At 56.6% G+C, this 24,427-nt stretch carries 20 protein-coding genes and 4 tRNA genes; 10 read left to right on the plus strand and 14 right to left on the minus strand.

The window, feature by feature from the left end; all coding sequences use genetic code 11:
* The first annotated feature begins 67 nt into the window (after positions 1-67).
* From ftsZ to ASO19_RS09175, 6 genes are all read left to right on the plus strand, one after another.
* Positions 68-1,525, plus strand: coding sequence for a cell division protein FtsZ (ftsZ, locus tag ASO19_RS00185; RefSeq protein ID WP_103765151.1), 1,458 nt, complete (start codon positions 68-70; stop codon positions 1,523-1,525).
* Between the two features lie 118 nt (positions 1,526-1,643).
* Positions 1,644-2,606 (plus strand): UDP-3-O-acyl-N-acetylglucosamine deacetylase, encoded by a 963-nt coding sequence (gene lpxC, locus ASO19_RS00190; RefSeq protein WP_103765152.1) that lies wholly within the window; start codon positions 1,644-1,646, stop codon positions 2,604-2,606.
* 90 nt (positions 2,607-2,696) lie between these two features.
* Entirely contained in the window at positions 2,697-3,719 is a 1,023-nt protein-coding gene (locus ASO19_RS00195) for an outer membrane protein assembly factor BamD (RefSeq protein WP_227656569.1), read from the plus strand.
* A gap of 215 nt (positions 3,720-3,934) precedes the next feature.
* Entirely contained in the window at positions 3,935-5,671 is a 1,737-nt protein-coding gene (recN, locus tag ASO19_RS00200; protein WP_043559825.1) for a DNA repair protein RecN, read from the plus strand.
* Positions 5,668-7,746: an NAD-dependent DNA ligase LigA gene (ligA, locus tag ASO19_RS00205; RefSeq protein WP_103765153.1), complete on the plus strand. Its 2,079-nt coding sequence runs from the start codon at positions 5,668-5,670 to the stop codon at positions 7,744-7,746. The genes recN and ligA overlap by 4 nt, the downstream gene beginning before the upstream one ends.
* 311 nt (positions 7,747-8,057) lie before the next feature.
* Positions 8,058-9,389 carry a glycosyltransferase family protein gene (locus ASO19_RS09175; protein WP_103765154.1) on the plus strand — a complete coding sequence of 444 codons (1,332 nt, stop codon included), beginning with the start codon at positions 8,058-8,060 and terminating at the stop codon, positions 9,387-9,389.
* A gap of 102 nt (positions 9,390-9,491) precedes the next feature.
* On the opposite strand, the gene ASO19_RS00215 is transcribed toward ASO19_RS09175, so the two are convergent.
* Positions 9,492-10,400 carry a glycosyltransferase family 8 protein gene (locus tag ASO19_RS00215; RefSeq protein WP_086431481.1) on the minus strand — a complete coding sequence of 303 codons (909 nt, stop codon included), beginning with the start codon at positions 10,398-10,400 and terminating at the stop codon, positions 9,492-9,494.
* Positions 10,401-10,641: 241 nt separating this feature from the next.
* On the opposite strand from ASO19_RS00215, the gene ASO19_RS00220 reads away from it, so the two are divergent.
* Complete coding sequence (locus ASO19_RS00220) at positions 10,642-12,006, plus strand: hemolysin family protein (RefSeq protein ID WP_043559816.1); 1,365 nt, start codon at positions 10,642-10,644, stop codon at positions 12,004-12,006.
* Positions 12,003-12,572, plus strand: a complete 570-nt coding sequence (locus ASO19_RS00225) for an isochorismatase family protein (protein WP_081563259.1) — start codon at positions 12,003-12,005, stop codon at positions 12,570-12,572. The genes ASO19_RS00220 and ASO19_RS00225 overlap by 4 nt, the downstream gene beginning before the upstream one ends.
* Positions 12,573-12,581: 9 nt before the next feature.
* Here the strand turns inward: ASO19_RS00225 and ASO19_RS00230 are convergent, their stop codons facing one another.
* From ASO19_RS00230 to ispH, 12 genes are all read right to left on the minus strand, one after another.
* Positions 12,582-13,997 (minus strand): glucoamylase family protein, encoded by a 1,416-nt coding sequence (locus ASO19_RS00230; RefSeq protein WP_258036082.1) that lies wholly within the window; start codon positions 13,995-13,997, stop codon positions 12,582-12,584.
* A 44-nt stretch (positions 13,998-14,041) separates the two neighbouring features.
* Positions 14,042-15,091 carry a glycosyltransferase family 32 protein gene (locus ASO19_RS00235; protein ID WP_052349026.1) on the minus strand — a complete coding sequence of 350 codons (1,050 nt, stop codon included), beginning with the start codon at positions 15,089-15,091 and terminating at the stop codon, positions 14,042-14,044.
* Positions 15,092-15,099: 8 nt separating this feature from the next.
* A complete protein-coding gene (locus tag ASO19_RS00240; protein ID WP_103765155.1) occupies positions 15,100-15,747 on the minus strand; it encodes a hypothetical protein in 648 nt (215 codons plus the stop codon).
* 130 nt (positions 15,748-15,877) lie between these two features.
* The gene (locus tag ASO19_RS00245) at positions 15,878-16,507 is read right to left on the minus strand and encodes a hypothetical protein (RefSeq protein WP_043559812.1); all 630 of its coding nucleotides are present in this window, start codon (positions 16,505-16,507) and stop codon (positions 15,878-15,880) included.
* Positions 16,508-16,897: 390 nt separating this feature from the next.
* Positions 16,898-16,974, minus strand: a tRNA-Arg gene (locus ASO19_RS00250).
* Positions 16,975-16,994: 20 nt separating this feature from the next.
* Positions 16,995-17,071 (minus strand) — tRNA-Pro (locus ASO19_RS00255).
* Between the two features lie 80 nt (positions 17,072-17,151).
* Entirely contained in the window at positions 17,152-17,667 is a 516-nt protein-coding gene (gene gpt / locus ASO19_RS00260) for a xanthine phosphoribosyltransferase (RefSeq protein ID WP_043561051.1), read from the minus strand.
* Between the two features lie 147 nt (positions 17,668-17,814).
* Positions 17,815-17,890, minus strand: a tRNA-Asn gene (locus ASO19_RS00265).
* A 138-nt stretch (positions 17,891-18,028) separates the two neighbouring features.
* Positions 18,029-18,104, minus strand: a tRNA-Asn gene (locus ASO19_RS00270).
* 82 nt (positions 18,105-18,186) lie between these two features.
* A complete protein-coding gene (gene rnhA, locus ASO19_RS00275; protein ID WP_103765156.1) occupies positions 18,187-18,678 on the minus strand; it encodes a ribonuclease HI in 492 nt (163 codons plus the stop codon).
* On the minus strand, positions 18,671-19,621 hold the full coding sequence (locus ASO19_RS00280) for a homoserine kinase (RefSeq protein ID WP_103765157.1): 951 nt from the start codon (positions 19,619-19,621) through the stop codon (positions 18,671-18,673). The genes rnhA and ASO19_RS00280 overlap by 8 nt, the downstream gene beginning before the upstream one ends.
* 6 nt (positions 19,622-19,627) lie before the next feature.
* Positions 19,628-20,650, minus strand: coding sequence for a 4-hydroxy-3-methylbut-2-enyl diphosphate reductase (ispH, locus tag ASO19_RS00285; protein WP_043559807.1), 1,023 nt, complete (start codon positions 20,648-20,650; stop codon positions 19,628-19,630).
* A 165-nt stretch (positions 20,651-20,815) separates the two neighbouring features.
* Here ispH and ASO19_RS00290 point away from each other — a divergent pair, with 165 nt between their 5' ends.
* Complete coding sequence (locus ASO19_RS00290; RefSeq protein ID WP_043559806.1) at positions 20,816-21,418, plus strand: hypothetical protein; 603 nt, start codon at positions 20,816-20,818, stop codon at positions 21,416-21,418.
* Positions 21,419-21,492: 74 nt separating this feature from the next.
* Here ASO19_RS00290 and ASO19_RS00295 read toward each other — a convergent pair whose 3' ends face one another.
* Positions 21,493-23,427 carry a glycosyltransferase family 2 protein gene (locus ASO19_RS00295; protein WP_103765158.1) on the minus strand — a complete coding sequence of 645 codons (1,935 nt, stop codon included), beginning with the start codon at positions 23,425-23,427 and terminating at the stop codon, positions 21,493-21,495.
* A gap of 63 nt (positions 23,428-23,490) precedes the next feature.
* Between ASO19_RS00295 and ASO19_RS00300 the strand changes: the two genes are divergently transcribed.
* Positions 23,491-24,387 (plus strand): glycosyltransferase family 8 protein, encoded by an 897-nt coding sequence (locus ASO19_RS00300; RefSeq protein ID WP_086431487.1) that lies wholly within the window; start codon positions 23,491-23,493, stop codon positions 24,385-24,387.
* Positions 24,388-24,427 lie beyond the last annotated feature (40 nt).

Genomic DNA, 24,427 nt, shown 5'->3' on the forward strand with positions numbered 1-24,427 from the left:
CCCTGCCCGTAAATCTGTCTTCCAAAGACCAATCTATAATGTCCACCCTGGCCGAAGCGAGACCGTTATGTCACTGAACCTGACCCCAACGACCCCTGGTGTTAGTGCTGTCAGTCCCCCGCGCATCACTGTCATCGGGGTTGGTGGTGGCGGGGTCAACGCCGTCAACAACATGATCGACGGCAAGCTGCGTGGCGTGACTTTCATCGCCGCCAACACCGATGCCCAGCAGCTGGCTCTCTCCAAGGCTGAAACGCGCCTCCAGCTCGGCCCGACCCTCACGCGTGGTCTGGGGGCCGGAGCCAAGCCGGAAGTCGGCCGCCAGTCAGCCGAAGAAGTAGAAGATGAAATCCGCCAGCATCTGGAAGGGGTTGATCTCGTATTCGTCACGGCCGGAATGGGTGGCGGCACCGGCACGGGAGCAGCCCCCGTCGTGGCACGGATCGCCCATGAAGTCGGTGCCCTGACAATCGGCGTCGTCTCCAAACCCTTCGATTTTGAAGGCTCCCGCCGCAGCCGGGCTGCCGCAGCCGGTATTGCCGAGCTGGAAAAATACGTGGACACGCTGCTGGTCATCCCCAACCAGAACCTCTTCGGCAGCGCCTCGCTGACAACCTCGCTGGTCGAAGCCTTCGCCATGGCGGATGACGTCCTGTACAGTGGTGTCCGCAGCGTGACGGACCTGATGGTGGAAGCCGGGTATCAGAATCTTGACTTTGCCGATGTCCGTACCGTCATGAGTGGCATGGGCAAGGCCATGATGGGCATTGGCATGGCATCGGCCGAGGAAGATGGTGAAGACTGGGCCATCACCGCCGCCGAGCGGGCCATTTCCAACCCGCTGCTGGAGGAAACCACCATTGCCGGGGCACGGGCACTTCTTGTCAACGTCACGCTCGGTCCGGACATGAGCCTGCTGGCCTATAACCAGATCATGAATCTCATCCGTGAGACGGCAAACTGCGAAGACGAAGAAATCAACAGCGGTTTCGTCGTCAATGAGAACATGAAAGGCAAGGTGCAGGTTTCCGTGATCGCCACGGGGCTGAATGGCCGGAGACGCCATGAAGCCTCCGGGGAGGAACCGGTCGAAGTCCAGACTCATGCCCCCGCTGAAACCGTGGCTCACACACCGGACACGGACCAGGCAGCGGAGCATCCAACTGCCTCCGCGGGAGACACCGGGCAGAACGAAGAAGCCCCGGAACACGACCCTGCCCCCGAAGGAGCAGGCCAGCCAGCCGAGGAGGCATCACCTCTTCCCAATTACGACCCTCATCTCGGCCCGAACCAGCAGGCTTCTGCCCCCACGGTATCGGAGCCGATCCGCCCACGGGAGGAGACCGGGCAAACGGGCGGTGGGCTGTTCAGCCGCTTCTTCCGTACCCGTCCTTCGCCAGAACAGGAGCGCCGGGATACACACGCTGCGACTGATGAGCGGAAACCGCAGCATGACAGCGTCACCCCACCTGCCGAGGATGACGAGCTGAGCATTCCCACCTATCTGCGCCGTGGCCCGAAGTAACCGGGTCTGATTAAAGCCCCCGGTTCCCCTGCGGGCAGGGGGCTTCATCCACCTCCCCCATGGGGGAAAGCGTCCTGCCTCACCGGGTAAGGTCGCCCATGCCCGAGCACCTGCCCTCATGCCAGAGACCACATGCTGTCGGCCTCATCAGCCGCCCCTCCAGAATACAGCCCACCTACAGCAGGCACAGACCACACTGGAGCAGGCCGTCCATTGCCAGGGGTGGGGCCTCCACAGTGGCAGGCCTGCCACGGTCCGCCTTGTCCCGGCAGCGCCGGATACAGGCATCAGGCTCCAGCGGCTGGATATGGCAGACACCCCCGCCTTCCGCCTGACGCATGACTGCATCATTTCCAGCCCTCTGGCCACGGTGGCTGCTTCTCCCCTTACACCGGGGCTGACAGTCGCTACCATAGAGCATCTCATGGCTGCTCTTCATGCCTGCGAAGTGGACAACCTTCTGATCCAGCTGGATGGGCCGGAACTACCCATTCTGGATGGATGCTCCAGAAGATTCATGTCTCTTCTTGAGGAAGCTGGCCGCAGCGGCCAGGCGGCCCCCCGCCGCAGCATTGAAGTGCTTCGCCCAGTTCATGTGGAAGGGCGGCACGGTGCTCATGCCAGCCTTCTCCCCGCCCATCAGGCCGACACACTCGACCTCTCCGTCAACATCGACTTCCCCGCCCCTGCCATCGGGCAGCAGTCGTTCCAGATGGTCTTGTCCCAAGAGACATTCGCCCAAGAAATCGCTCCCTGCCGGACCTTCGTAAACCATCAGGATATTGACGCCCTCCAGGCGCAGGGACTGGCATTAGGCGGATCACTCGACAATGCGCTGGTCATCCAGCATGATCGTGTCCTGAACCCCGGCGGACTACGGTTCGATAATGAATGTGTCCGCCACAAGATGCTGGATACGGTAGGCGACCTGTACTGTACCGGGTTCCGGCTTTCAGCCCGTTTTGAGGGACACAGGACAGGCCATGCGCTGAACAGCCAGCTTCTGCATGCTCTTTTTGCGTCCACCGAAAACTGGCGGTTCTCCGATGGCAGCCCGCCTGTCATGCCCTCTCCCGGCTGAGAATATCAGACCAGAGAGCAAGAACCCCCTTTCCCCTGAACACTCCCATGCTATAAGAAAATCATGGTCAGCAGCATCCTGAAATTCCACATGATCCCATCCCGTTTCCGTCTCCCTGCCCTTGGGGCCCCGGCATTGCTCGGACTTGCCCTTCTTTCGGGCTGCTCCAGCTCCGATGCCGACATACAGGCAAAGCTGCCACGCACGGCGGATGCCGAGACCCTCTACAACTACGGGATCGACGCTCTTCATGGCGGGCATTACAAGCTGGCCAGCAGTGAATTCGAGCTTCTCCAGCAGAATTTCCCCTATTCCGGCTATACGGGCAGTGCCGAACTGATGGAAGGCTACGCTTACTACCTTCAGGGTGAGTATGCGCTGTCCGTCCAGCAGCTGGAGCGCTATCTCCAGCTCCACCCTACAAGCCCGGATGCTGCCTACGCCTACTATCTGCGGGGCCTGTGCTATTATGAGCAGATCGGTGATGTGTCCCGTGACCAGCTCGGCACGCTGGAAGCCATGGATGCTCTTCAGGAAGTCATCACCCGCTTCCCCCAGACCTCTTACGCCCGGGATGCCCAGCTGAAGATCGACCTCTGCCGTGACCATCTGGCCGGCAAGGAGATGTATGTGGGCCGTTACTATCAGCGGGAAAAAGACTATCAGGCAGCTTATGGCCGTTACCAGCGGGTCATCCAGGACTTCCAGACCACCAACCATGTGCCGGAAGCGCTGGAACGTCTGGTTGAGGTCAATCTGGCCCTGGGATTGCCTGATGAAGCCCGTCAGGCAGCAGCTGTCCTCGGCTATAATGCGCCTGACAGCCGCTGGTACCGCCTCGCCTACAACAAGCTGAAATACAACCATCAGCTCACGCCGCAGCTGCCCAAGCCGTCCCATGCCCAGAAAAAGCATGAGAGGCGCTCAAGAAAACACCGTGACGGTGCGGCACCGCCTGTGCAGGCCAAGGCACCTGTCTCCCCGGATTCCGTCATCGTGCAGCCTGTGTCCACAACACAGTCGGCGCCGGTGGCCTCCGTCGAGATTCCCCCGGTACCATCAACGGCAGCCCCAGGCGCCAACCAACAGGCTGGCGGAAAGAAAACACGGTAGCCCCCTCTGGGATATTGTGACCTGCATGCCGTAACCATTACTGAAAAGCAGCATGTGGAGCCGGAATCTTCCGACTTCACATCGTTTGCCCTTGTCCGGCCCGTGCAGCCTCTTGCACTGGGCCTGTTTCTTTCTGACTATCGGACACCGCATTTTCTGCAAACCACAACAGAAGCCCAATCCGACTGCTTCTGCCGGTTCTGGAGGCTGCACCCATGCTGACACATCTCTCCATCCGTGATGTCGTTCTGATAGAAAAACTGGACCTCCCCTTCCATGGTGGTCTGACAGCCCTGACGGGAGAAACCGGGGCTGGCAAGTCCATCCTGCTGGACAGTCTCGGCCTCGCCCTGGGGGAGCGGACCAGCAGCCGCATCATCCGTGCTGGAGCGACCCAGAGCAGCGTGACGGCCGTTTTCGAGCTGCACAAGGGGCATCCCGTCTATGGCCTGCTTCACAACAAGGACATCGCCTCCATCGAAGAAGGCGAACCTCTGGTATTGCGGCGGATCGTCACGAAAGAGGGGCGCTCCCGTGCCTATATCTGCGACCAGCCCATCGGCATCAGTGTCCTGCGGGAAGTGGCCTCGCTGCTCGTGGAGATACAGGGCCAGCATGAGCAGATGGGACTGGCAAACCAGAGTGCCCACCAGACCCTTCTGGATGCTTTTGGTGTGCCACAGCAGCTCCGCCAGCAGGTCGCCCGCTGCTGGGATGACTGGCAGAACGCCCTGCGCAGCCTGAACAAGGCCCGGAAGGATGTTGAAGAGGCCAGCAAGGAAGAAGACTGGCTGCGGCAGATCACGGAAGACCTTACTGCCCTTGCTCCCCGAGAAGGCGAGGAGGACGAGCTTGCCGCCCTGCGGGTCCGGCTCCAGCAGGATGAACGCCGGGGCGAGGCCGTTGCTGCCGCCCTTGCCGAACTGACCCCCCGGGACCGCCGGACGTCCACACCGGCCAATGCCCTCCGTTCGGCCAACCGTGCCCTTTCCCGGCTGCTTCCCTCCCCACTGGACCGGGCACAGAGCGAGGAGCAGGAAACACCCTCCGCCCAGCAGGAACAGGCACAGGAAGCCCTTACGGCCCTGGAAAAGGCCGAGGAATATCTGGCCGAGGCCGAAACCCTGCTCTCCCGTCTGGCCGTCGATACCACGGTAGATTTCCGCCTGCTGGAAGAGACGGAAGAACGGCTTTTCACCCTGAGGGCCGAAGCCCGCAAGCACAAGATCAGCGTCAGTGAACTGCCCTCCTTCCTCGAGACGCTGAACCAGCGGCTGGCCAGCATTGATTCCAGCGCAGAGGCCCTGGCCCGGCTGGAAGATCAGGTCCGTGAGAGCCGGGCCGCCTATGAAGCCGCTGCGCAGGAGCTGGGTGCGGCCCGCAGCAAGGCCGCCCGTCAGATCGAGAAACGGGTCATGGCCGAGCTGGTCCCCCTCAAGCTGGAGCGGGCACGTTTCATCGTCGAGCTGGCCCCTCTGCCTGCCGAGCAGTGGAACCGCCATGGCATGGAACAAGTGGCCTTCCTCATCGCCGCCAATCCCGGCCAGCCACCGGGACCGCTCGGCAAGGTGGCATCCGGCGGGGAACTCTCCCGCCTCATGCTGGCCCTCAAGGTCGTGCTGGCGGGCCGCTCCTCCCTCACGACGCTGGTCTTCGACGAAGTGGATTCCGGTGTCGGCGGAGCCACGGCCTCGGCCATTGGCGAACGCCTGAACCGTGTGGCACGGGATGTCCAGGTGCTGGCCATCACCCACAGCCCGCAGGTGGCGGCCTATGGAGACCATCAGCTCCGCATTGCCAAGCAGGTCGTCAACAACCAGACACAGACCAGTGCCACCCCGCTGACAGATGAGGAACGCCGTGAGGAGCTGGCCCGCATGCTCGCTGGCGACACCGTAACCGATGCCGCCCGTGCTGCGGCAGACAGCCTTCTTGGACCTGCAGAAAAATGACCGGAACCCCCACCCCCGCCCAGCGTCATGCCGAACTGGAAGAAAAGATCGCCCGCTGGAACGAGGCCTATCATGGACAGGACAACCCCGAAGTCTCCGATGCCGAGTATGACAATGCCCGGCTGGAGCTGGTCATGCTGGAGGCCCGCCATCCGGAACTGAAGCGCAGGGATGGTGTCTCCTCACAGGTCGGAGCTGCTCCCAATCCGGCCTTTGGCAAGGTGAAGCACCGTGCCCCCATGCTCTCGCTGGACAACGTCTTCAGCGAGGAGGAGTTCAGCCAGTTCGTCAGCCGGATCGGCCGGTTTCTCGGGCTTGACGAGGCCCAGACGGACGGGCTGAAATTTGTGGCCGAACCCAAGATTGACGGCCTTTCCATCAGCCTGACCTACGAAAAAGGCCAGCTGACGGTTGCCACGACCCGGGGCGATGGCACGACGGGTGAGGATGTCACCGCCAACGTGCGGACCATCAGCTCCATTCCCCAGACCCTGCCTGCTCCTTTTCCTGACCTGCTGGAAATCCGGGGCGAAATCTTCATGAGCCGGGCCGACTTCCTGGCTCTCAACAGACAGCAGGAAGAGCGGGGCGAAAAGCCCTTTGCCAATCCACGCAATGCCGCAGCCGGGTCGCTCCGCCAGCTGGACGCCTCTGTCACAGCCCGCCGCCCTCTGGGGCTGTTCGCCTACGGGCTGGGTTACAATACCGGCATAACCGTCAAGACCCATTCGGACTGGCTGGACCAGCTGAAAACATGGGGATTCACTGTCAATCCACTCTCCCGGGCCATAAACCATGCCAGTGACGTGCCTGCCTATGTGGAGACCCTGGCCAGGGAACGGCCTGACCTTGATTATGACATTGATGGCATCGTCTTCAAGATTGACGCCATAGACCTTCAGACACGCCTTGGTTTTGTAGGCCGTGCCCCTCGTTGGGCCATTGCATGGAAGTTCCCGGCGGAACAGGCCATCACCCGACTGAATGAGATTGAAATTCAGGTGGGGCGGACTGGTGCCCTCACCCCCGTGGCGCATCTGGAACCCATCAATGTCGGCGGTGTCATCGTATCCCGGGCCACCCTGCATAATGAAGATGAAATCCGCCGTCTGGATGTCCGCCCCGGCGACCTCGTGCGCATCCAGCGGGCCGGGGATGTCATCCCGCAGGTACTGGGCGTCGTGGATGCAGACCGGCAGGACCGGGCCGCCCCCTTCCATTTTCCCGATCACTGCCCCGTCTGCCACGCCCATGCCGAACGCATCGGCGATGAAGCGGTCCGCCGCTGCTCCGGGGGCCTGACCTGCCCGGCCCAGACGGTCGAAAGGCTCATCCATTTCGTCTCCCGCAAAGCGTTTGACATTGACGGGCTGGGAGAGCGCAGCATCCGCAGTTTTCATGACCTCGGGCTTGTCCAGCGGCCGGGAGACATTTTCCGCCTGCACGAGCATCGGGACCGCCTCCAGAAACTGGAAGGCTGGGGGGCACAGTCGGTCGACAACCTGCTTCAGGCCATTGAGGACCGCCGGACCATCAGCCTCCCCCGCTTCATCTACGCGCTCGGCATCCGGCGCATTGGCGAGCGCAATGCCCAGCTTCTGGCCCGCCACTACCAGAGCTTTCCCGTCTGGCATACGGCGATGCTGGCAGCCATCAGGCCCGAAAGCGAAGAACGGACCGTCCTGAGTGCCATCATGGGCATCGGCCCTGCCATTGCTGAAGAAGTTGCCGCCTTCTTTGATGAGGAACATAACCGGGCTGCGCTGGATGATCTCACCCCCTCCCTGACCATCAGCGAGGAGACCGGTCCTGATGCTGATGACGAGGGTCCAGCGCCTCTGGCTGGTCAGGTCATGGTGTTCACGGGGTCTCTCACCACCATGTCCCGAGCCGAAGCCAAGGCCATTGCCGAACGTCTGGGCGCACAGGTGACAGACAGCGTCTCCCGTCGCACGACACTGGTCGTACTGGGAGAAAAAGCTGGCTCCAAAGCCAAAAAAGCCCACGAGCTGAACATTCGCACGCTTGATGAAATGGGGTGGCGCGGCATGGTCGGGCTGGCCGAGACAGACTGAAGCAGACATCAAGTGGCAGGCTTGCAAAGTACAATAAAAATAAAGCCTGCCACAATGGTGAAATATGAAGTGAAAAAAGTTAAAATTTTTATTAAACTATTAATTATTTTATTATAAATCTATTTCATTTTCATCAAATTGCGAAAAATGCCTTACATGACAATTTCTTGTATTTTATTTACTCAAGAAAAAGTTATTTTCTTATTTATGATTTATGCCTAATACTTATTTAAAATAACATCAAATGGATAGACTTTCCTACAGGTCCCTTCTATACGGAATTTCGCCAAGAGTTTCCGGAGGTTAACACAGTGGGTGAAAAAAGGTATTTTCTAACATGGGATTTCCAGATCGTTCGACAGGATGCCACAAGTAAAGCCCTTTATTGCTCCAAACTGGAGGACCACTTCCCTACCGACGCTTTCGCTCTTGAACTTCACGAAGATGATATCGGCGCAAATTATACATTCATCCCACAGGGCGAAGAGATTGCCCCCTATCATGTCGATGATATCGAAATAACCTTCAATTCTGACGTCCGTGTCTGGAACCTGCGGGACAAGAACGGGCTTTTCCTGTGCTTTGACTGTCATACACTTTCTTTTTCCAGGGAACATCCCTCCTTCTGGGAAGGCTTCCTGCTGCTTTCGCAGAGAGAAATTGACATACTGAGGCACCTCCTCACCAACAGGTGGGTCATTCCCAAAACACAGACAATCATTGATGGGAAAGACATCGAAGCCGTTGACGTCTTCAAACTGAAGATCAACCATTTTGATGTCGACATGCGGTATCAGCTTTTCAGATACTGGAACAAATACAACATCACGCTCTATTTTGACGGATGGAAGCGTGAAACGCTCTATTTCTACAATCCTGCCGTCTATATCACGGCTTACAATAAAGAATCCGTCATGCAGCAATGCAAGATGTGCGTTGTCTCACTGCGGAAAATGGGGAAATTCACCGGGCCGATCATCCTCATGACAGACAAGGACCAAGCCTACATAGACAATCTTTTTGAAGGGAAAAAAGAGTATACGGATAACCTCATCATTCACAACCTGTACCCACAGGACTTCCTTTCCTTTGTCTGCTCCAAATACGAAATAACGGACAAGGAAACTTTTGCAGGTTATCAGCCGCTCCTGTATCTGGACCCGGACATCATCATAGACAATCCTCTGGAACCCCTGCTGATCCGTGGTCTTTCAAGCGGCAAGATATGTTCGCCGGCTGAAGAGTTCCATCCGATACAATCCCACATTCCAGTGGGATCCTCCCTGTTCTCGATGGATGATATTCCGGGGCGCTTCACACCAGGCATCAACGGGGGAACAATCCTTTTCCCCAATACGGAAAGTGATACAATCCGCCGTTTCATCAATGAGATCCGCCATCTGGTTACCAATCTGGTCTTCAAATTCGGGCGCTCATTCAATGGCTGGGCCGACCAGGAGGCCTATAACTATCTGGCCATCAAGACGAACGGGGTCAATTCCAATGCCCTGACGTCATTCACCGCCTATCAGGGCCCCACGCATGACAGGCGCCTTGGCCTCATTCATTTCTGGGGCTTCTCTTCAGAAGAGAAAGTAGAACGGATGAAAGAATACATGGATACGCTGGGCTGCCAGCCCTGAATAAAACCGTGTCCCGCCACCCCTGAGGGGCGGGACACTGACAGATACCTGCGGACCGGACCGCCCCAATTTTCCCCTTCACATAAGCCCCGGATTCATCCGTCAGGCTCTGTCGACCCTGTTCCACATGACGCCACAGATGGTCCTGGGCAAGATATTCCTGATTTCATCCTTCACCGCCGCCACCAGGGCACGATATTCCAGCCTATATTTATCAGTCGTGTCAGGAGCCGGATGATCCCAGGGCTTGGTATCAGCGACATAATGGATAATTGACGCATCCTCCTGCGCCTTCTTCACCTGCTCCTGCATACTATATTCAAACTCAAGATAATTTGTATGAAGATATTCTGCATACAGGTTCCAGCTCTGGCTGAAATGATGAAGAGAATCTTTAAAGACATGATTGAGTATTGACTCATCATAAAAAAGCCATTTCTTCTTGATGCACTCTATGCAGTAAGCTGCATCTGCATCTGTTATGGCGTCCATATTGAAAAGAATGAGACCGCTATTCACATAAAAATAAGGGTTGTTTATTCCCAGCATGTTACGGCTGAATTTATTGAAATCTCCAAAATCTTCATATTTTCTATGATTACGGATCAGACAGCGAACCCCTCCCAATTTTTTATTCTGAGGGATCTCGTTGATGATTTTCAACACATCATCCCGCACCAGCATGTCAACATCAATGCTCAGAACCTTCTCATATCCCTTGAAAATCGTCGGGATGAATAAAGGAACATAAGTCTCCAGTGGCCGATTTTCATTATTGGCAAAATTCAGACTTTCCATGAAAGACGAACAGTCAATGAATGATATGACGCTTCCAAAAGAGGCAACAACCTGTTCTGTGAGCCGTATGAGTGTCGTATCGAGATTCCGATATAAAACAAAAAACTCGATCCTGCTGGTATCTGAGCAATGGTCAAGTATGGACTTGATTGTGACAAGAGCCGGTATCAAATATTTTTTGTCAAATGAAACAACTATTGGAAAGGTACTCATCACAACCTCATTGAATCAAACCTTCGATCTTATAAAGGGTTTCGTAATAATTTCCAAGATGCTTCCTCAAATTGGTCTGCCCCCTGCAGAAAAGACAGGATTTTTGAACGTTACTAACCCGGCATGATAAATTTATTTTCCATCCTCCTCACACAAAGCAATTGAAACCTGCCCCAACTGCATTATCATGCCGCCGATAATTGCCGCCTTGGCCCTGGCGGGGTGGCCATAGAGAGAACGCATGCCCACCACATCATCCAGTCATCATCCCTTCATCATGCTGATTGTCGGCCTCCTCGTTACGGTCGTACTCATCGGTGTCTCCATTCTCATCTCCCTGTCTGAAATCTCATTCGCCGCAGCACGGGAAACCCGCATGCGTGCCCTGGCTGAAGAAGGCGACAAAAGGGCCCGCGCTTTTCTGCGCCTCCGACGCAATAGCGGGCAGGTCATGACAGCCATACAGATCTGCCTCAATGCCGTCGGTATTCTGGGCGGTGTGGTGGGAGATGCCCTGCTGAGTGAACCTTTCGCCGAGGGCCTGCACCATCTGGGCCTGTCGGCGCCTCTGGCAGACAAGGTCGGCTCTTTCAGCTCCTTCATCCTTGTCACCGGGCTGTTCGTTCTCTTTGCTGACCTTCTGCCAAAGCGCACGGCCATGAACGCACCGGACAGGATTGCTCTGGCCGTAGGCTGGTTCCCTGCCCTCATCCTCAAGCTCCTCTATCCAGCCGTATGGCTTTTCTCCCATATTGCCGACCTGATCCTGAGGTTGCTGCGCATCCCGGCCACGGCCACGGTAGAGGCCGTCACGCCAGAAGATCTCCGGGCCATTCTTGCCGCAGGCACGGCCTCCGGCGTTCTTCTGGAGCAGGAACATCAGATGATCCAGAATGTCATGGCCCTGCAAAACCGTTCCGTGACATCTGCAATGACACCTCGGGACGAAATCGTTTATCTGGATGTCAATGAAAGTCTGGAGAGCCAGCGTGACAAGGTGCGGGTCCGCCCCTATTCCCGTTACCCGTTCTGCGATGGATCGCTGGACAGGGTTGTCGGCTCCATCCGTGCGGAAGATGTGTTGGTCGCTGTTGTTGATGAACCCACCACACTGACCGACCCGCAGAAGGCCCCTCCCAAACAGATATTCAACATGCGCCGGGATGTCCTCTCCCTGCCCGATACGCTGAACCTGTGGGAGACACTGGCCCAATTTGATACGCATGGCGCCGGTTTTGCACTCATCTTCAATGAATATGGGCTGGTTGTCGGACTGATCACGTACAAAGACATCATGGGTGCCCTGATGGATGGACTGGCCAATCCTTTTGAAGAGCAGGCCATCGTCCGCCGTGATGCTGATTCATGGCTCATCGACGGAGCCGCTCCCATTCTGGATGTTATCCGGGAGCTGGATATCCCCCTCTTCCATGACAATTCCGAATTTGACACCATTGCCGGTTTCATCACCCATCGTCTGCGCCGTATGGCCCGCAAGGCAGACCGTGTCGAGGTGGCCGGTTTCCGTTTTGAGGTGGTGGATGTCGAACGTTTCCGCATCAACCAGCTTCTGGTCACCCGTATGAAACCCTCTGGCAAAGCATGAACAGCCACATCCTGCTGCCTCATGGCATAAGCGCCCAAGATGCACTGCTGATCATCGACATGCAGAATGACTTCATGCCCGGCGGCGCCCTCCCCGTTCCCGGCGGGCATGACCTTCTGCACGCCATCAATGGCCTCAGCCATCTGAATTTCAGGGCCGTCGTCGCTTCCCAGGATTGGCACCCCATGGGCCATTGTTCCTTCAAAGAGCAGAACGGCCCATGGCCTGCCCATTGCATTGCCGGGACAGACGGCGCTGCTCTGGTAGGGGGGCTGGACCAGCGACGCATTACCCATATCATCCGCAAAGGAACAGCAACCGATGCGGACTCAAACTCTGCTTTTCATGACGATAGCGGACGCAGCACTGGCCTGACAGACCTGCTGAACGGCCTTGGCGTCACACGGGTTTTTCTGTGCGGCGTGGCGCTGGATGTCTGCGTTCTGGCCTCAGCCCGTCATGCTGTACGGGCTGGATTTGAAACCTTCATCATACAGCAGGCCTCAGCAGGGATCAGGCCACTATCAGCCTCCTCCCTGCTGGAAGAGTCCATAAAACTCGTCTGACAGGGCGGACTAACGTTTTTCAAATCCTGCCTGCTGAAGTCCCCTTTGCAGGAACGGGTTCTTCTTCATGACATTCCAGACCAGCCCGCTACGAAGGTTTTCGGTCATCAGCAGGATGGGCCCCTGGTCAATCCCGAGCTGCTGACCATCAACCCAGAAACCGTCCTTCCCATCAGAAAAACTGGGATTGAATGCATCAAGAAAACCGTACTGGTTATAAACCCGACTGCCGTATCGGGCCTTCATGGCCTGAAGTGCCGGCAAGGCAATTTCTGGCGCAAAAGCTACAGACCCACCTGCTGCCGTAGGCGCAATCGTGCCGTCATCCAACACATAATCCCGTCCGGCCCCACGGGCGCTGTACGCCAGAAAATGACGCCGCTGACCATCAACATCCCTGTAGGCATCCCCCGGTCCATCCGAAGCCGTCAACCCCCAGATGTCTGAACCATAATCCTTCCAATGTCCCGGATTCTGGCGGGCATACTCTCGCTGTGCGTAGACCGCTCTCTGGCTGTTCTGGAAGTAGTTATAACCACGCTGCCGACTTGCCTTATCCAGAATATTGCGGAAATCTACCCAACATTCACTATACTGATGCCCGAACAGGGGAGCAAAATTGAGCAGGTCACGCCCATAAAAACTCCCCTGCTGCCCCTTGTGAGTTTCCGTCCAGCGGTCCCATGTTTCAGCAGGCAGGGCATGTGTCGGAGACCCAAGAGCCAGCAGGTACAGCATCAGCCCTTCATTATATCCTGTCCACTGTGAAGACAGGAAATGACCCGGCGGCATCCACCCCATGCTCAGCCAAGGGCTTTTGCCACCGGTCATCCACTGCCAGTCCACCCGACCGTATAATGTCTCGGCCAGTGTCCGGATTTCAGCTTCCTGCCTGTCGGACCTGTCATAATAGGACTGTGCAAACAGAACACCGCCCATCAGCAGTGCCGTATCTATGCTGGATAGCTCCGACCAGTCTGCCACCCGCAGCCCCGTCTCCGGGTCCAGAAAATGATAGAAGAAGCCGTGGGTTCCTGCCGTACCCTTGGCCTCATCACCCTGTGGCAACGCCACCAGAAACCGCAAGGTCAGGAGGGTCCGCTCCACGGCCTGCTGCCGTGTGATATAACCCCGTTCCACCCCGATACCATAAGCTGTCAGACCAAATCCTACACTGGCAATACTGGCAGCCCCATGTGGCAGGGGAGCACGGTCCGGCACCAGACCATTCCTGGGATTGGCCGTCTCCCAGAACCAGTTGAAGGTTCGATGCTCCAGATCACTCAAGAAAATGCTGTCCTGAGATGACAGGGAGTAATCATCGGCTCTGGCGCCCGTCACGCCACCGCAAAATAAAAGAGAAAGGCCAATCCCGGCCAGCAGCATCCGCAGGCCTCTGGAAATACGGCCCACAGGTTGAATCATCGTCACGGGCACCATCTCCTCTACATCACATCGTCACACAGGGATCAGATCAGCATCTCGGAGTTGATGATGTTCGACTCCCTCCGGCTGTAATGCGTATCCTTCCCCACATGTTCATGATGGGCCATGTTATCATCAAAGATGGTATATTCGATCCCGTTGGAGAAACTGTGAATCTGCCTCACAATATCTTCATAGCGGTCACGGTATTCATGCACGATCATTGAATAAAGCAGAGGCCCTGTAACCCGCAGGATGCCATAAGCCCCTGTCCCATGAATGGGACGTTTGTAGAGGGCAATACTGCACAGGACCTGCTGTATGATACGGCGCATCAGCGGATGACCCGCGGCACAGATGATGTAATACTGTTCGTACTCGCCATACGGGATGTGCTCGATTTCCGTATGCGGACGGGCACCATGGCACCAGAATGACAGCAGAAACCGGTCTTCCGGCCTCACGACCAAATCCAAAGGATATGACATGGCGGTTTTTAGATCGAGATACACGCCACCGATGGCGTACAGGCACAGGTAGCGGAAAAAGTCAGCTCTGGCAGCCAGATAATCAGGACTTATAGCCCTGTAATATTTCAGTATTTCCTCACCATAGTGCTTCTGTATGAATTCCTCGATGTCATAATAGCCACCTTCCGACCAGAAATAGAATGTATAATTCTGATTCAGGGCGACAATGTTATTTCTGTTCTCTATGAATGCTTCCGGATAGACGCCCGGTTCTTTGGGGAAAATGCCAATCTGGTGGATTTTGTGAGCAATGTGGGCTTCTTCTGGCATTTCCGGCACAGGAGGTGGTAGGATTGAAGGATCAATCAGGCGAAACGTCTCACGATCCTGCATGACATTGCTGTACCCGTTGGACAGATCCGGTCTGGCAGAAAGGTAGCCCTGCCCCTTCCTGTAAAATCCAACGCGCGTAACAACCTGCCGATGAACCTCAAACCCCGCAGCCTCAATATCGTCTTCTGTTGCAGCCGGTGGGGCATCATCCTCGTAATAGGTGCATAAAAATTTCTGTACGATCTCACGATCGATAACGGCCAGATAAGTATTGTAGCGGGAAACAAACATGATGCCCCTCAGAACGCTATCTCTTTAAGGCGCGTGATGCGCATGGTGTACTCTTTCCCGGATATAAATCCCCTGAAAAGAAACTTTGCAGTCTCTCCCTTTTTCAGGCGACCTATTCTCGCAAATGTAGAAAGGTTCTCCAGAAAACCAATGCGTTTTCTATCAAAACTGGCAACAAACGGCTTATTGTCACCCGGCCCCAGAAAATAAAGCCCCGAAACCTCCCGTTCGTCATTTTCACAGAAAATCTCGGCCATGCCGGGGTCCGTAACAACGAGCAGCCCCACATAAACATCGTACTGAAGAGGGCAGAACAGCTCCCAGTCGGCGATAACCGGAGAAAAAGCGGTCTTGTTGTTCGACGGATTTATGCTGAGGTAGTGACCTGTCTTTTCATTATGTAAGGCTACCAGCCCCCCATCCTGTGGGCATATCCTGAACGGAGGCAACTCAACTAGGCTGTTAAAAATATTACGCCACTGCGGTATGAAATTATTAGGAAAAGGACAGGGACCTGACACGAACCCACTCAGAAAAGAACCCTGTAACGGAACCCGCGCCAGCACCTTACGATACGGCGTATAGCACAAAACGTGCCCGAAACAGTCCATGAACCAGACTTTATCAAATGAGTAAGGCAAAACGTCCCCGGACATCACTCATTTCCCCAAAAACAGCATCAAATCCACTTGAAATTTCTTCGCCTGAAACTCTCTGGCTCGCAAATGACAGTTCTGTCTAACGTAAAAAATCCCATCCCTCGCAGGAGGGATGGGACGAAATTTCTTACAGTTCTTTCTCTGAACGAACAATGGACAGCTTGGCAATATCACCATGCGGGCTGACCAGGGTCACATCCACAGATTTACCCGGCGCAGTCGCACCAATCTTGGCCAGATTCTCCAGATTGCGCGTGATGGAGAATGCAAACCCACCCAGCCAGGCGAAATTGCCGATATTCTCAGCAACGGAAGGCCATACCAGAGCAGGAACCGGATGCCCGCTCATCTGCACCTCACCATAAGAACGATCCTGGAGGACGGCAAAGCCATCCAGCATCTCCTTGGTCAGAAGGATGAAGCGCTCCCAGTCATAAACAGCCGGAGAATTCCAGTGTGTATCGTTATTGCGCGGATTGATCGAGAAGAACGTGCCGGAATCCTGGTCTTCAAGAGCGACCAGATTCTCACCTGCAGCCACAAACTGGGCATCCGGCAGGTTCTGGGCAACGCTCGACGTATGGCGGAACATGACACGGGCCGGCGTTTTCAGCGGCCAAGAAGACAATACAAACGTGTCCGGATAAGCCCCCGGAGAAAGATAATCGCGGATCAGTGGACCACCCTCTGAAGGCTGATCGATCACATGACCGAACCAGTCCATGACCCAAAGACGCTGCAAACGATTCTCACTCATGGTAACACCTCATTACATCAGGTTATGAAGCAAGTTATAACAGGGCAGAAAAAATGTAAACATCCCCTTTCATGAAAGAAATTTGTTAACAAAAAACAGTAAAGAATAATGTACTAAATAAAAAAAACATAATGATAATAGACCACCACGTCCCTGCTTCAACCTTCCCTCGCACCTCCATCTCTTCTCCAGATAACAATATGCTTACGCGCCATCACGTCCCGCTTCCTCTTCAGGGCAGCCAGAAGCACATTATGGACAGATTTTACTATGTAACGCACATCCACCACCCGCACCTGCATGCAGGCGACAGGCCAGAACTACATGAGCCCAACGGATATTTTACAGGGAGACTACTCTGCAACGGAGCGACACTACAAGGCGGCATAATGGTGCGCCCTGCTGGATTCGAACCAGCGACCCACAGCTTAGAAGGCTGTTGCTCTATCCAGCTGAGCTAAGGGCGCTCCTGCCTTGCTGCATGACGTGGTCGGGGCGCCCGGACTCGAACCGGGGGCCTCCTGTACCCAAAACAGGCGCGCTACCAGGCTGCGCCACGCCCCGACGACGTGATGCCTTCTTAAAGGGACTTCACCGTACAGGCAAGGGACTTTCTTGCATGAAAAAAGTGTTTTTTCAAAAAATTACGCCTTGTGACTGCGGTTCAGCGGCGCAACAAACTGCGGCGCCATGTCCCATGGAAAGAGAACCCACGTATCCTGCGGCACTTCTGTCACGAAATGATCGGTACAGGGCCGCCCATCCGGCTTGGCATACAAACAGGCAAAAACAGCTTTGGGCAGCATCTCCCGCACATAACGGGCCGTCACCCCCGAATCCACAAGATCATCCACGATCAGGAACCCTTCCCCATCACCTGCGGCTTCCGGGGCTTTCAGCAGCTTTGGTTCCTGCTGGGTTCCTTCCTCACCTGCATAACTGACGACAGACACGCTCTCGATCAGACGGCATCCCAGCTCCCGCCCCAGAATGGCCGCTGGAATCAGCCCTCCCCTCGTGATGGCCACAATGCCACGAAACGGACGATATTTGCGCATCAGCTCCGTGGCCAGAAGGCGGGCATCCCGATGCAGCTGGTCCCATGTCACCGTCGCATAATTGATGCTCTGCGAACCCTGCGTCTGTACGGTGCCTGTCATGCTCTGTTCGTGCCCTTCAATCATGCATTATTCCACACCCTTATCATACGATAAGACAGAAACTGGCAGAACCACAACATGCTGTTTTATTTTATGGGAAGCATGAAAAAGGCCCGCAGCCATACGGCCCGGACCTGAATGAAAGGCTGGCTCCCGAAGTAGGACTCGAACCTACGACCCAGCGATTAACAGTCGCTTGCTCTACCAACTGAGCTATTCGGGATCAGCTGGAGCCTATCTAGCCAATCTCCTCCGGCAGGTAAAGCCCCTTTTTTCAGCAAATTAGAAAATAATTTCACCCGTATCCGCTCCGGATACAGAAAAGGCCCGCAGCCATACGGCCCGGACCTGAATGAAAGGCTGGCTCCCGAAGTAGGACTCGAACCTACGACCCAGCGATTAACAGTCGCTTGCTCTACCAACTGAGCTATTCGGGATCAGCTGGAGCCTGTCTAGCCAATCTCCCCCGGCAGGTAAAGCCCCAGAAAAGATTTCTCGGCAAGAATCTTCCGAATACCGTCAATCCCCGGCAGCAGAACCGGCTTCCAACTCTTCCCGCCCTTCAGTCGCCAGCTGATCGACCAGATCATTTTCTGCATGCCCGGAATGACCTTTTACCCAGTGCCAGTCCACCTGATGCCGCTTGGCTGCCTCCAGGATACGCCGCCACAAATCCATGTTGGCCACAGGGTCTCCCGATGCATTGCGCCAGTTGCGCCGTACCCAGCCCGTATGCCACCGGGTGATGCCATTCCGCAGATACTCACTGTCCGTGTAAAGATTGACCACACAGGGGCGTGTCAGCGTTTCCAGAGCAACGGCAGCCGCCGTAAGCTCCATGCGGTTGTTGGTCGTTTCCACCGCCCCGCCTTTCATGGTGCGCTCATGACCCTGACAACGGAACAGGATACCCCAGCCACCTGGCCCAGGATTGGGCTTGCAGCCTCCATCCGTCCAGATATCCACCTGCGTGCTGGGAGCTGCGTCCCCTTTCTCCGCCCTGTCAGACATGGTCTGCCTTCCGGAAATGATGCAGCCGTCTCTGATAGGCCCAAGGGTCTTTTTTGGTTACCAAAGCCCCCTCTGGCGTGTGCACCCAATCATACAGACGTGTAAGCAGAAACCGCATGGCCGCTCCCTGGCACAGAATCGGCAGGGCCTGATGTTCGGCAGCATTCAGCGGGCGAACCTGTTCATACCCGCGCAAAAGTGCCTCAGCCCTATCCTCCCGGTAATGACGTTCGTCCTCAAAACACCAGGCATTCAGACAGATGGCCAGGTCATAAGCAAGAAAGTCCGTACAGGCGAAATAGAAATCAATGATGCCAGAGAGATGACCATTCTGGAAAAAGACATTATCCATGAACAGGTCAGCATGAATCTGCCCACGAGGCAGGGACCCGGCCTCCGGCCACGCTGCCACAAGCGCTGAAAGAGCTGTGCGGACCTCCGCCATCAGGGCTTTCACCGCCTCATCACCACCATCCGTACACCGGGAAAACAGCTCAACCCAACCTTCCGGTGCCAGAGCATTGGCCCTCTCGGCCCTGTAACCCAGCCCGGCTTCATGCAGACGTGCCAGACTCCGCCCGACCTGCTCACAGGCCTGCGGGGTTACCACCTCCAGAGACTGCCCCTCCAGAAAACTGACCAGAATGGCAGGCCGACCTGCCAGCTGGCGCAGAGCCACCCCGTCTTTCGCCACGACAGGCTGCGGACAGGCTATCCCCTCTCCCGCCAGGTGCGCCATCAGCCCAAGAAACCACGGGAGCTCCTCCGGTTTCATGCGTTTTTCAAACAGCGTCAGGATGAAGCGCCCCTGAGTGGTTTTCACCAGAAAATTGCTGTTCTCTATTCCTTCCGCAATCCCGGTGAAAGAGCGAAGCTCCCCTATGTCATAAAGTGACAGGAAGCCCCGCAAGTCCCCTTCCTGGAGGTCCGTATAAACCGCCATGAGCGATCAGACCGCATCCGAAAGCGGATGGGGAAGGCGGAAATTGATGTTTTCCTCCTTCACGATACGCTCCTCGATTGTCACGTCATAACGGGCAGAAAGCTGCTCTATCATTTCCTGCACAAGGCTCTCCGGAGCGGACGCACCGGCACTCATGCCCAGCGTCCTGACACCCTCCAGCTCATTCCAGTCCATGTCGGAAACCTTTGGCACCAGCAGGGCCCGCTTGGCCAGAGACCGCTCGGCCACCTCCCGCAGACGCTGCGAGTTGGAAGAATTCGGTGAGCCGATGACGATGACCAGATCACACTCCGCAGCCAGTTCCTTCACGGCCATCTGACGGTTTGTCGTGGCGTAGCAGATGTCCTCCCGGCGGGGCCCCACGATGTTGGGAAAACGGGACCGCAGGATGTCCACGATTTCTGCCGTGTCATCGACGGACAGGGTCGTCTGCGTGATGAAGGCCAGACGGTCCACGTCCTTCGGCTGGACCTCGGCCGCTTCTTTCGCATCATTGATCAGCGTAACAGCCCCTGGCGGCAGCTGCCCCATGGTGCCGACCACCTCAGGATGCCCGGCATGACCGATCATCAGGATATGGCGCTGCTCCGGGCCACCCCCGGCGAAATGACGCTCAGCCTCACGATGCACTTTGGAGACAAGCGGGCATGTCGCATCCAGGTACAGCAGATTGCGGCGCTGCGCCTCTGCCGGAACGGATTTGGGCACGCCGTGGGCTGAAAACACGACGTGACCATCCTCTGGCACCTCATCCAGCTCCTCGACAAAGATGGCACCTTTGGCTTCCAGCCCTTCCACGACAGTGCGATTATGCACGATCTCATGGCGGACATAGACGGGTGCCCCATAACGGCGCAGAGCCTCCTCGACCACCCGAATGGCACGATCCACCCCGGCACAGAAACCGCGTGGTCCAGCCAGCAGAATCTTCAGTGGCGGCTTGCCAGTGGCCGAATCTGCTCCGGGGACGGCAGAGTTGGAGGTTACAGGCGTCGTCTGTTCTGACATAATCTTCCCCAGGCAGGCGATGAACGATACGATATTGAACGGTCCGGTGGTGCTCCATGCAAGGTCATGGGCTATCCTGCACCACCATTCTGGGCCTCTATATCGTCCGTATTGCCGTCTGCTGCAATGTCCTGCGCCATTTTCTTGTGGAGTTTTCTGAGTCCGATGCCTGCATTCTCCCCCTCATCCCGCATCTTTCCCCGCCTTGCAGCGGGCCTCGGCTCCCTCATGCTGGCTGGTTTTCTCAGCGGGTGCGAGGAGGCGGATACCACCCATACCTTCGCTCCGGCCTGCCCCAGGTTCGATGTTCCCGGCCAGGTGGCGGACCGCATCACTTATGATGGAAAAGGGCTTGATGCCGCCCACCGCCTGACCTCCACCCACATTCTGGGTGTTCAGGGAGACTGCCGTACTGGCCCGCAGGATGCACAGAAACGGCCCATGACCCGTGTTCGTGTCAGCCTGAACCTCCAGCTGGAGCGTGGCCCTGCCACCAGCAGCGACAGTGTGACGGTTCCCTATTTCGTGGCCATCCTTCAGGATGGGGCCATCGTGGACAAAAAAGTCTTTACCGAAACAGTGAAGCTGCCTCCAACCGTCTCTGTCAGCCACAGCAGCACGCCACTGCGGTTCATTGATGTGCCGACAGGCAACAATCCGCAGATCAGCCCCTACTCCATGGAGATCGGCCTTCAGCTGAATCACAGCGAACTGGACTATAACCGCAGCCACCTGCGTGCAGCGCAATTCCACGAACATGTGCAGTAACTGGCACCAGACAGGCAGCCACCTGCACGCCCCATGAACAAAGGGCCCTCCAAGTCCTGGAGGGCCCTTCCCTGTTACACCTGATGCAGCGGAATGCTGCCGAGCCGCTCCTCCGCCAGAGGATCAAGGACATAACGCCACTCCTCCTTCAGGCGGGAGGCCACGTCAGCTTCCTCCACCATGTCCAGCAGGGCCAGGAGCCGCTCCTGCCAGGTTTCGCGCACGATGTTCTCGGCCTGTGCAATGGCGGTGATGCTCCGCAGCTTCACCATTTCTTCCAGCAGTCCATCAGCACGGTTCAGGACATTTTCATTCTGCCCCTCATGCGGGTCATTCATCTGGCAGATGAAGGCATTGGCCCAATAGTCGGCGTACCGCTCCACACCGAAGGACATGGCACCGTCCAGCCCGCTATTCCGGGCATATTTCCAGACCCATTCAATGATCGACTTGTAGTAGTAATGGGAGATGTAAATATCTTCATAATGACCGCCGTCAGCAAAAGCAGGGTCCGCCCCGATGCCGGGTGGCGGATTGCGGTAACTGTGAATGGACCCATCTGACAGCCTGTATGTGAATCTGTCTGCCTGCAGCCAGACCGGATGATGCGGCCGGGACTGTATGGCCCGACCGGGCCGCACGGCAGATTTGACCAGCCGCCAGCCCTCACCGATCCCACCACGGGAGACAATGTCACGATTCCGCTGTGTCAACGGCCTGACCAGGTCCGCCAGCCCATCCCGGTTGACCTCGGAAGCCACGAACTTCCAGTTCAGGGCGATGGCATCACTCTCCCAGCGGGAGAAGCCCTGAAGATACTCACCCACCGTCCGGTAGGATGGTGCCAGCGTGATGAACTCATCTCCATCCAGAATGAAGCACCACTCATAATCCAGAATGTTCGGCAGCACGTTCAACCCGTGCCCGTAAGCCTTCGTCTGGGCAGACATCCCTGGCTGGACGGGATTCTCGATGAAGGTGATGACCCCCTCATCATGCAGGGCCTTCAGAAGCAGGTCCGAGCGATCATTGTTGTCGTTGCTGTAAATGAAGAAATGCTCGACCCCTATGCTCCGATGATAGGCGATCCATTCCAGAACATAGATGCCTTCATTACGGATCGTGGACATCATGCAGACCCGCTTGCGTGGCTTCACGCTGGCCCGGGCCGCATGCAGGGTTGCATGGATGAAGCCAGCCGGTGCGTCCGCCTGCCCCCATGTCAGCACGTCATCCCCCAGCGGGCAGCCCCGTTCGGCTGCAGGATAACTCTCCCTGTCCTCCAGCCAGCGGGCAAGACACTGCCAGCCATCCCTCCACGGACTGCTCCCCGCCTGACGGAGCAGGGCCTCACGCAGGGAAGGCCGCTCCAGCAGCCTCTGCCCCACCTCACGGACAGCAGACCAGGCCGCCACCGGCATCATGGCATCCAGCAGCCAGACCAGATGGCTCCCCTCATATGTGTCTATCAGCTGCTCCAGATCATCCGCTGAAGGGAACATCCTGAAATGGGCAGCCATGTCCTCGCCCAAGCGTTGCAGTTCCTCTGTTGCCGCAACCTCATGCAGCTGGAACTGCTCCCAGCCCATCAGATGGTTGCAGTCCCCAAGAAACTCATTGACACCTCCCTGGCTGTTCCAGGGCTGGGCTGTACAGCACAGGCTGGACCGCAGGAGGTTCCGCAGTCCTATGCGCCCCTCATGCCCCACGATATCGACACGGCGGAAGGGCAGCACGGCCCCCCTGTAAGAGAAATGCCTGATCCAGAGGAGCGGAGGCTCCCCACCTTCCGGGCCCATGACAAGAAAGACGCAATCTGGCTGGTCGGAGAGCGTCATCGCCAGCAGGGGAACATAAAGAGGTTCACCATCCTCATCCCGGCGTGTCATCTCGTCGGAACGGACATGGCAGATTCCATGATCCTTGCGCCGGACAGCCAGCCAACCCTGATGTGCTGTCTCCAGATAATGAAAAGCCACCTTTACCACCCCATGCCCTTCCAGCATCATGTTGCCTACCCTTCAGGATGCTCCTATTATCTACAGGAGTCTGTTAAATAATCTGGCCTGTTTATGCAAACCGTTCTTCCACCACCTGCAGAATTCATTCCTGTCGCTTTGCCTCTGACAGAGCACAGTGCACCCAATGCGTATGCTACCATCCTCTCCGGGATCAACAACCTTCTGCCAGGAGTGAGGCTTGCCCTCTACATGCTGCATGAGGGCCTGCCGGAGGAAACCATGACAGCAGGCCGGCGTCTTTTTGATGGCAGACGCTCCCAGATCCACTTCGTGGATGTCTCCGAATGGATGCAAACATACAATCCGGCCTATCTCGACACGACAGACCGCACGACATTCTACAGCCTTGCTGTGCCAACCCTGTTCGCCAACTTTTCCCGCATTGTCTATCTGAGCGATGACATACTGCTGCGGGCCTGCCCCAGCCTGCTTTATTACAGCATCCCCGCCACGGCGCAGATCGGTGCAACGCGGGACCTGCTCCTCATCCCGGCCCAGACCAACGGTTTCCGCCTGCCGCAGGCCATTGCTGGGGGCCCCCCGCTGGTGGACTATCACTGCGGGGCCCTTGGTGTGCTGGACTCGAACAATTACTTCCAGAATGGCGTTCTTGTCTTCAACATGGCCGAGATCAGCCAGGCGCAGGCGGAGGAATGTGGCCACCTGTGCAGCACTCTGTTCTGGATGAGCGACCAGGACATCCTCAACCGCATCTTCTATGGCAAGGTCCATTTCATCCACCAGAACTGGAATGTCTGCTGGGGGCCGGGCTGTGTCGAGGCCAGTGAGACCCTCCCGGCAGAGTGGAAGAAAATTTACGATGACGGGCTGGCCAATCCCTTTGCCGTGCATTTCTCCGGCTTCCCCAAACCATGGACAGGATGGGATGGCCCATACGCAGAAGATTTCCGGCGGCTGCTCGGGGATGTGCTGAGGGCCTTTCCCTAGGGCCCCGGTACCCGGTACAGCAGGTTTCATCTTCCCTTTC

The sequence above is a fragment of the Parasaccharibacter apium genome, assembly GCF_002917995.1.
GTDB classification, from domain to species: Bacteria; Pseudomonadota; Alphaproteobacteria; order Acetobacterales; family Acetobacteraceae; genus Bombella; species Bombella apis.

Bases quoted from the DNA above. Each gene is read 5' to 3' on its own strand.
- ftsZ (WP_103765151.1), top strand. From the start codon at position 68: ATGTCACTGAACCTGACCCCAACGACCCCTGGTGTTAGTGCTGTCAGT.
- lpxC (WP_103765152.1), top strand. From the start codon at position 1,644: ATGCCAGAGACCACATGCTGTCGGCCTCATCAGCCGCCCCTCCAGAAT.
- ASO19_RS00195 (WP_227656569.1), top strand. From the start codon at position 2,697: ATGATCCCATCCCGTTTCCGTCTCCCTGCCCTTGGGGCCCCGGCATTG.
- recN (WP_043559825.1), top strand. From the start codon at position 3,935: ATGCTGACACATCTCTCCATCCGTGATGTCGTTCTGATAGAAAAACTG.
- ligA (WP_103765153.1), top strand. From the start codon at position 5,668: ATGACCGGAACCCCCACCCCCGCCCAGCGTCATGCCGAACTGGAAGAA.
- ASO19_RS00215 (WP_086431481.1), bottom strand. From the start codon at position 10,400: ATGAGTACCTTTCCAATAGTTGTTTCATTTGACAAAAAATATTTGATA.
- ASO19_RS00220 (WP_043559816.1), top strand. From the start codon at position 10,642: ATGCCCACCACATCATCCAGTCATCATCCCTTCATCATGCTGATTGTC.
- ASO19_RS00225 (WP_081563259.1), top strand. From the start codon at position 12,003: ATGAACAGCCACATCCTGCTGCCTCATGGCATAAGCGCCCAAGATGCA.
- ASO19_RS00230 (WP_258036082.1), bottom strand. From the start codon at position 13,997: ATGATTCAACCTGTGGGCCGTATTTCCAGAGGCCTGCGGATGCTGCTG.
- ASO19_RS00235 (WP_052349026.1), bottom strand. From the start codon at position 15,091: ATGTTTGTTTCCCGCTACAATACTTATCTGGCCGTTATCGATCGTGAG.
- ASO19_RS00240 (WP_103765155.1), bottom strand. From the start codon at position 15,747: ATGTCCGGGGACGTTTTGCCTTACTCATTTGATAAAGTCTGGTTCATG.
- ASO19_RS00245 (WP_043559812.1), bottom strand. From the start codon at position 16,507: ATGAGTGAGAATCGTTTGCAGCGTCTTTGGGTCATGGACTGGTTCGGT.
- gpt (WP_043561051.1), bottom strand. From the start codon at position 17,667: ATGACAGGCACCGTACAGACGCAGGGTTCGCAGAGCATCAATTATGCG.
- rnhA (WP_103765156.1), bottom strand. From the start codon at position 18,678: ATGTCTGACAGGGCGGAGAAAGGGGACGCAGCTCCCAGCACGCAGGTG.
- ASO19_RS00280 (WP_103765157.1), bottom strand. From the start codon at position 19,621: ATGGCGGTTTATACGGACCTCCAGGAAGGGGACTTGCGGGGCTTCCTG.
- ispH (WP_043559807.1), bottom strand. From the start codon at position 20,650: ATGTCAGAACAGACGACGCCTGTAACCTCCAACTCTGCCGTCCCCGGA.
- ASO19_RS00290 (WP_043559806.1), top strand. From the start codon at position 20,816: ATGCCTGCATTCTCCCCCTCATCCCGCATCTTTCCCCGCCTTGCAGCG.
- ASO19_RS00295 (WP_103765158.1), bottom strand. From the start codon at position 23,427: ATGATGCTGGAAGGGCATGGGGTGGTAAAGGTGGCTTTTCATTATCTG.
- ASO19_RS00300 (WP_086431487.1), top strand. From the start codon at position 23,491: ATGCAAACCGTTCTTCCACCACCTGCAGAATTCATTCCTGTCGCTTTG.